This window comes from Lysinibacillus sp. NPDC094177, assembly GCF_050279145.1.
Lineage (GTDB): Bacteria > Bacillota > Bacilli > Bacillales_A > Planococcaceae > Lysinibacillus.
The window spans coordinates 152,397-160,209 of sequence record NZ_JBNNTW010000001.1 but is presented as its reverse complement, the minus strand read 5'-3'; the positions used below and the strand labels follow the sequence as shown (position 1 = coordinate 160,209).

Here is a 7,813-nt window from a genome sequence, read left to right as displayed (position 1 = left end):
TGTGCGAAAGCGAAGCGACAGCAACAAAGCGAGTAGCCCGTAGCGGAAATCAGCCTCTTCGAATTAATTGGATGTATAAAAATGGTTAGTCAACACACCTGATTTTTTATGAAACAATGTGCAATGTAGGTAATAATATAGTAATATAGTAAATGATACTAAAATGATAATATTTTTGAAAGAGTTGGTATGGTATGACAACAGGTTTGATTATTACGGTAGTGATTGGATCTATTATTAAATTGTTAATGAGCCCTCCCAGTATAGCTGTGGCATGGGGGGTAAGTAAATTTGAACTTCATAAAAAACTTGATTCAAAAGATGTTACTGTAACTTTTAATGGAAATAATTTAGAAGAGGAAGAAAAAAATAGATTTACAGACTATTTTAATGAAGCTTCATTTTTAAAAAAACACTATATATTCCCAGGTAATGAAAAATTATTTTTACAGCCAGAGACAAATGTTACTCCATTTGTCATCACCGTAAAAAGAGGCAAAAAAGATGTTAATTTCTTTGTTTTTAGTTACGACAATCACGTTGATGTAGTCAAGAAGTGCAAGGAGAAAATTATTTCATATAGTCTTAGTTCTGAATATCTACAAAAATTTACTATTTCGACTACAAATGCAAACCATTGAAAATAGGTTATCGAAAAATTAGGGATTCTGTCACTGACACAGAATCCCTTTTTTATTACCCTGAAAATTACGTGTTTACAGTACTGAAATTATCTACCTGTTAGATTGAATGGAGGATTTTTTTTATGATCAAAAAGTCGAGATTATATTGCTACTCATCCTAGCACTCAATACTTGATGATCGACTTCCTATATTAGAAATAGGAATAATCTATCATAAGAGGAATAATTCTTGCTTCACTTTTTCTTTACATAAAAGTTGGTATAATAATGGTAGAATAATACATTTATAAAGGAGAGAAATTAATGACAAATCAACAACAAGCAGCAATGCAATCAATGATCGACTGGCTAGCAGATGAACACGAACTTGGGCAAGAACCCAAGAAAATAGAAATTGCAGGAGAATTTGATTTACATGATATGCACTACTACATTTTCAGGTATAAAAAATCATTGTTCGGAAAATGGCTCCTTGGCGTATGTGGAGGTTATGAGGACCCGTCTGATACTGAGCATTGCGGCCATATATTCAGCGAGATGCAACCCTATGACCCTGCGACTGCAGAGCATGAAGCTGTAAAGATGGTAGAATTAATCCGAGAATACTGGATGCAGCAGGCTGCAGCATATGAGGCTACCCAATCCATGGAGGACGAGTCGGAAACGCAAGACAATGGATCTGGTATTTTTAACGGATTCGTTCTGCTTAACTCTGCAGAATGCGATATTAATCAGATAAAAGCCAACCTTTTGAATGATTGGAACATTTCCTGCTCGTCGGCAGCGGATGAGGAAAACGCCGAAGAAACAAATGAAGGAACCCTGGTCTTTGAAGTGGACGACTGCATGTTAGCGGTTAGTTTTGTCGATGCTCCCATACCAGATGGTGAGGCTGAGCATTATGCACAGGGAAACTACCTGTGGAAGGAAGCAGTGGAGGTCACTCAAACGCATGTAGCTCAAATCATCCTGGCTGCATTTACCCGCTCCGGCTCCCCGCTGGACAGCGGCAGGCTATACACCAAGCTGGCGGCCAGTTGCTTAAAGCTACCTAACGCAATAGGAATCTATACATGCGGCACCGTATTTCAGCCTGAACTTTATCTGGATATGGCTGAAGTCATGAAGGATGACGACATGTTCCCTTTACTGAATCTGGTTTATTTCGGCCTGGTCGGAACGGAAACAGGGGTAGATGGCTATACCAATGGGTTAAAAGCCTTTGGCAAGGATGAAATTGAAATTCTGGACAGTCAAGAATCTCCTGCCGAGCTGCGTGATTTTTTAATTGCGATTTCCGGATATATTGTAGAAGAGAATGTCACTTTAAGGGATGGAGAAACGATCGGCTTCTCAGCAGAACAAAAGCTGCCGATTTCCCGTTCCGAGGGAGTTTATGTCGATGGGGATACTCTCAAAATCCAATACTAGTCTCATTCCAAAAGGCACCGTAGCAGGTGTCTTTTTTAAGCGCATAATCAAAAATACTCTGCTTAACTAATAGCGAATTCCCAACCGGAAGTGAGGGGAGTAATACCATCTTTTATATGTCAGTTTCATAGTATTTTGAAATGCTATTGCCAATTAAAATGCCTTTTACAGTATCCTGATCTTCCAATCCATTTAAAATAATGAGGATACAATTTTTTATTCCCCAACATTTTTCATCTCAAGGATCATTTTATAGAAATTAAAAAAATCCCCTAGATTTTCATCATCTAGGGGATAATCCTTTAACTCTACCTTCAACCGAAAATTCGATTCTATTACTAAGTTCATTTTTTCAGTCCAAGGGGATTTAAATCTTATTTGATTTCAAGTGTATATGGTTGAGTACTAGCTTTGCCGTAATATTCACTTACTTCAATATAGTAAGTTCCTTTATCCAGTTCGACTGTACCTATTTCAGCATCTCCAGCTCCGTAAAGATCTAATGTTTCTACTGTTTTTCCTTTTGCATCAATAATACGGATGACGCCATCTAGTGCTTTCTCTGTTTGAAGAGAGAAGTACACATCGCGTTTGCTGTCGTTTTTAAATTCAAAATAGTCTTTATCGCCAAATGGAACACCGGCATTTAGATATTGAGTAGCTACCCATTTAGCGTCTTTTTTCGTAAGTACAGTTGGTTTTGTAGGTATACCGTTAACTAACTTGGAATCTGCATCTTCATCTACATTTTTATGATCAAACAAAGTTAACGTATATGGTTGGATTGATACTTGTCCAACATTACTTCCGTTTAGAACAATAAAATAACCGTGTTCTTTTTTGGCTTTAAAAGAAGTATTCACATCTGTTGTTCCTCCAAGACCAAGTAGTAATTGAAGGATGTCTTCAGCTTGTCCAAATGGAATTTCTGTTGCCATTTCTTCTGGATCGATTTCCATATTACCATTTGTATCTTCAATAATGGAGCCTGTAAACTTAAGGTCTTTTTGAAGTTCTTTAGGTAATTGATCTAATTGTTCTTTCGTAAATGGTACAGAAGAAACAAGAAGACTCATGACTTCATCTTTGCCCTTTTGTTTATAGTAGTAGAAATCAGTATCATCTTGATAAATAAGATGATCTTTGTTAGTGACACCTGGTCGAATCGTTTTAGCCGCTATTGGTGAATTATTATTTCTATTATCGTCTTCTGGAATAGCTGCCATTTTACTTGTTTTAAGTGTATATGGTTCAGCGGAACGGTCACCAAGATTCATTACTTTTACAACATAGGTTTTGTCCTTTTTCAATGCAATTGTCTTAGCATCGTTTGAATCACTTGCTGATCCAAGAATTAAACTAAGTAGCCCCATATCATTAGTTAAAGAAGAAACTGGGATTAATCCTTTTGTTTCCTCATCATATTCAAATATAGTACCAGCCGGTGATTGGTTCATACCTTTTTGAATTTGGATACCATATATGGCATCTTCTTTAGCAGTAAATGTGAAGTAATCTTCATCATCTTCAGTTTGGAAGTATGCTTTTTGGTCTTGACCTACTTCAAAACGAATCGCTTGGTCCATAATTTGGTCAACGTTTTCCGGTTGTTCCATACCACCTGGATTCATGAACATATCCATAAAATCATTTAGTTGATTAAGTTTTTTTGTATTATATTCAGTTAAAGGTAAAATATCCTTTTGTACGTTGTTTTCTGGCATTCCTCCATTTATTGAAAGGCCGTCTTCATCTTTAGGAAGGGTTACGACTTCACCTTTTAATGTGTAAGGAATGATTGATTCACTAATAGTTTCTTCAGTTTTAATACCGCCGCTAAAGAACATATCAAGTGAAAACTTGATACTGTTTTTATTAGATACGCTTATTACATACTCTTCATCTGGCATAGCATCGACAACTAAGTTTACTCCATCGCCTTTATCCATACCATAAGATGCTCGGATTGGGAATGCCTCATCTAATCCTTCAGCATCGCCTTCCTCTGTCGGTACATGAACTAAGTCTTCTTTTCGATAAAGCTCCATGGATGCTGTAACACCTGGAATACCAGATAAATCAAATTTCAATGTAGTTGGTTCATTCACTGAAAATGTAAAATAATCTTGGTCACCCAGATGATCTTCAGAAAGTAGGGTATAGTTTTTCCCCGCTGTACTGAATGGGAATTTTTCAATCTTCTCCATATGATCCTTATCTAATGAATCAATTGGTAATTTACTAGTCGTTTGAGCTGTGAAGGTGTAGTTAGACTCGCCCTTTAAGCTATAGCTACCATTGTGATCCTTAACTCCAATAAGTAGAGTTCCTTTTTGATCTGCTTTATATAGGTATCCTTCTTGCTTGCCTACACGAACATCATTGACATTAATTGGTTCAACTTCTTCGGTGTGACCTTCAGGGTAGAAGTACAAATCAAATGCATAATCATATTTGTTTGCACCTTTTAATGTCAGTTGAGCATATTCATTTGCGTCTAGATCAACCTTGTACCATTTCTTTTCGTCCGGCTGCTTGAATTCACCTTTTTCAGTATTTACAGTATCCTTTTTAAGAACTTTTGCATTTTTCAGACGTTCTTCTTTTGTTTCTGAATACTGTTTAGGTAGATTATTAATATTAAACTGTAAAGCTTTCACAGGATCTACAAGGCCATGTCCATACGTAAGATCATAGCCCTTGTCACCTAAATCCTTAGCAGTCATTTCGAGAATAGCTTCTATTTCATAAGGCTTTAAATCTGGATATTTTGATTTTAGTAGGGATGCCACACCTGCAACAACAGGAGATGCCATCGATGTTCCACTCATTTTTACAAAGGATGATCCTTTTTTATCATCATGAACTGTACTATAAACCTCTTCACCTGGAGCTACTAGATCAACTGATGGACCATAGTTTGAATAGCTTGATAGTTTGTTTCTATCATTCGTAGAGCCTACACTAATAACGCCTTCATAAGAAGCAGGGAAGGAGTAATTATCTGTCGATTCATTTCCAGCAGCAGCTACGATGGTAATACCTTTATCGATCGCTTTCTGAACGGCTTCCTGCATTAAAGGAGATTCTCCATAGCCACCAAGGCTCATATTGATAACATCAGCGCCTTGATCGATCGCGTAAAGTATTCCTTGTGCAATGACGAAATCATTAGCGCCAATTTTCCCGTTGAATACATCAATTGGAAGTAGCTTAGCTTTTGGATTAATCCCATGTCCTCCAAGACCATTATCTTTTGTCGCACCAATAATTCCTGCTACATGTGTTCCGTGCTCACTAGGATAAGAAGTATTGGCAGGTGCTGCTGCATTATATGGTGGAAGCACTTGAGATTTTAAATCAGGATGTTTAAAATCTACACCAGCATCGATAACGGCTACTTTTACATCTTTGTCGCCTGCTAATTCCAGTGCTTTATCAATTTGAAGTAGACTTAAATGGTACATGTCCTGTTTCTTTGGATCTGCTTCTGTACCAAAGGAATGATACACATAGCTTGGGGATACACTTTTAACCCCTTTTTGCTTAGCATAATATGAAACTGCTTTTTCTAAATTTGTTCCTTTGTTAAGTTGGATAACATCGTAACCTAGTGAAGGAATAGAGCGGATCACTTTTGCGCCAATTTTTTTGTGCACATTCTTATCAAGATTGGAATGCTTGACGATAATAGTGTCCTTACTAATCCATTCTTTTTGATTTTTGAATGTTTGTTCCTTATTGCTAGCTAGTTTCACTAACTCTTGGTTCTTTGCTGTTTTTTGTGGTGCTTCAGCGAAGGCAGAGGTAGTAGGAACCATTAGTGCTGCAGATGCTACTAAAGCGATTGAATTCTTCTTCCAGTTCTTCAACTGTTTTCCCTCCTTAGATGTCTTAAATATTTGGGTCATCTATACTAATACGAATGAGTAATAGAAAAGTTTCGTAAATTATTATATATATTCCCAAGTGTACCATTCTATATTTTTCCATTATATTTTACAGATGATAAAAATATGTAGAAGGGAGATAATACAGGCAATTTCTACCATTCTTCAGCTTTGTGAAATTAGCGTAGGAGATGGTTCAGTCACAATTGAAAAGTATCAACTAGGGCCAAAAATTGTCTTACAGCTGCTCAATAAGTTTGTGTAAATCTTCCTTCGAACGAGGCATTTTGATGTTTTTCTCAAATAGATTTTTATTTTGTAAGGCAATGGCCATTTCAAAGACCCATGGGCGTTCAAGATGAGCTTTCTCAAGTAGATCCGCTTGATAGAACATTTCAACTGGATCCCCATTATAAATAATTCTCCCAGCTTCCATCACGATTATTTGATCTGCCCATTCATAGGCTAATGGGATATCATGGGTTGCAAGTAAAATTGTTCTTTCACCGTTCTCTAACGTAGCTAAATACTGTAAAACTTGTGCACTATAATAATTATCTAGTCCAGCTGTCGGTTCATCTAATAATAAAATGGATGGTTCCATTGCAAGTACTCCTGCCATAGCGACACGTTTTTTCTGTCCAACACTTAAAAAATGTATGGGTTTATCTAACAATGCTTCAACTTCGGTTTGAGCGACAGCCCATGTAATTTTTTCTTCAATTTTTTCAGTTGTCCAGCCAAGATTTAATGGTCCGAATGCAATATCTTGCTTCACTGTACCAGAAAAAAGCTGGTTGTCAGCATCCTGAAATACAATACCAACCTGTTGACGTAATTCTTTTAATGCTTTTCTACTATAATTAAGTTCTTTGCCACAAAATGATATACTTCCAGCAGTAGGTTTCAAAATTCCATTCAGGTGTTGAAATAATGTTGATTTTCCAGCCCCATTATGACCAAGTAAAGCGATTTTTTTCCCCTTAGGAATCTGAAGTGTAATATCTGTTAAGGCATGAGTTCCATCTGCATAAGCGTAGGATAAATGTGTTAATTCAAAATATAAGTCTATCATCGGAAAAAACCTCCATAAATGATGAGGAGTATAAAAATAGCAGAAATACCTAGCCAGTTTTTCATGCTATAGGGAACATTCTCCTGCCAATAGACAGTTTCGCCACCACGTGCTTCCATCGCATTGTTTAACTCACGACTTCGTTGGAACATCTCAGCAAGTAATGCTGCAATCAGCATTGATACTGAACGAAGCCACTGCATAGGGGAGCTGTATCCTAGACGAGCCTGCTGGGCAAGATGAATTTTTTGCATACTGTCTAAAAAGATAAAAATAAACCGATACGTTAGCTCTACTAACTCTACAAATAGAGTAGGAAGTCGCCATTGTCGTAGGACGTAACAAATAGATTGGACTGAAGTCGTAAGAATTAAAAAATACAAACAGCTGATACTGCCAAGAACGATGAAAAAAAGCTGTTGTGCTGTCACGAGGCTCGCACTGCCGATAAAAATCGTCCAACTATTAAGTGAAAATGACCAAATGTGCGTTGGTAGCGTGCTAGTTGATTGGGTTATAGAAATTAAAATTGATACTAAACTTGATAGTAAAAAGAATCCAGGTAGCAATAGTAATTTTGCATAATATTTTGTAGGGATTTTTGCGCCTAAAATGATAAAAGCACTCATCACAATAAATGTAATGAGTGATATTCGTTCATCTCTCATGATAAGCGACAATAAAAGTAGTCCAAGGGATAACGTCATTTTTTCTAGCGGATGAACAGTCGCTAGTTTGTTCATATAAGCATACTTATCAATGAGTAACATAGC

The 7,813-nt window shown here is 36.8% G+C and carries 5 protein-coding genes; 2 read left to right on the top strand and 3 right to left on the bottom strand.

Annotation, left to right across the window (positions count from 1 at the left end; translation table 11 throughout):
* Positions 1-194: 194 nt before the first annotated feature.
* Both ACQKNC_RS00785 and ACQKNC_RS00780 read left to right on the top strand, forming a co-directional pair.
* Entirely contained in the window at positions 195-641 is a 447-nt protein-coding gene (locus ACQKNC_RS00785) for a YfmQ family protein (RefSeq protein WP_427423007.1), read from the top strand.
* A gap of 306 nt (positions 642-947) precedes the next feature.
* On the top strand, positions 948-2,075 hold the full coding sequence (locus ACQKNC_RS00780) for a DUF4261 domain-containing protein (RefSeq protein WP_427423006.1): 1,128 nt from the start codon (positions 948-950) through the stop codon (positions 2,073-2,075).
* 374 nt (positions 2,076-2,449) lie between these two features.
* Here ACQKNC_RS00780 and ACQKNC_RS00775 read toward each other — a convergent pair whose 3' ends face one another.
* From ACQKNC_RS00775 to cbiQ, 3 genes are all read right to left on the bottom strand, one after another.
* Positions 2,450-5,947, bottom strand: coding sequence for a S8 family peptidase (locus ACQKNC_RS00775; protein WP_427423005.1), 3,498 nt, complete (start codon positions 5,945-5,947; stop codon positions 2,450-2,452).
* Between the two features lie 256 nt (positions 5,948-6,203).
* Positions 6,204-7,040 carry an energy-coupling factor ABC transporter ATP-binding protein gene (locus ACQKNC_RS00770; RefSeq protein WP_427423004.1) on the bottom strand — a complete coding sequence of 279 codons (837 nt, stop codon included), beginning with the start codon at positions 7,038-7,040 and terminating at the stop codon, positions 6,204-6,206.
* Positions 7,037-7,810 carry a cobalt ECF transporter T component CbiQ gene (gene cbiQ, locus ACQKNC_RS00765; protein ID WP_427423003.1) on the bottom strand — a complete coding sequence of 258 codons (774 nt, stop codon included), beginning with the start codon at positions 7,808-7,810 and terminating at the stop codon, positions 7,037-7,039. The genes ACQKNC_RS00770 and cbiQ overlap by 4 nt, the downstream gene beginning before the upstream one ends.
* Between the last annotated feature and the right edge of the window lie 3 nt (positions 7,811-7,813).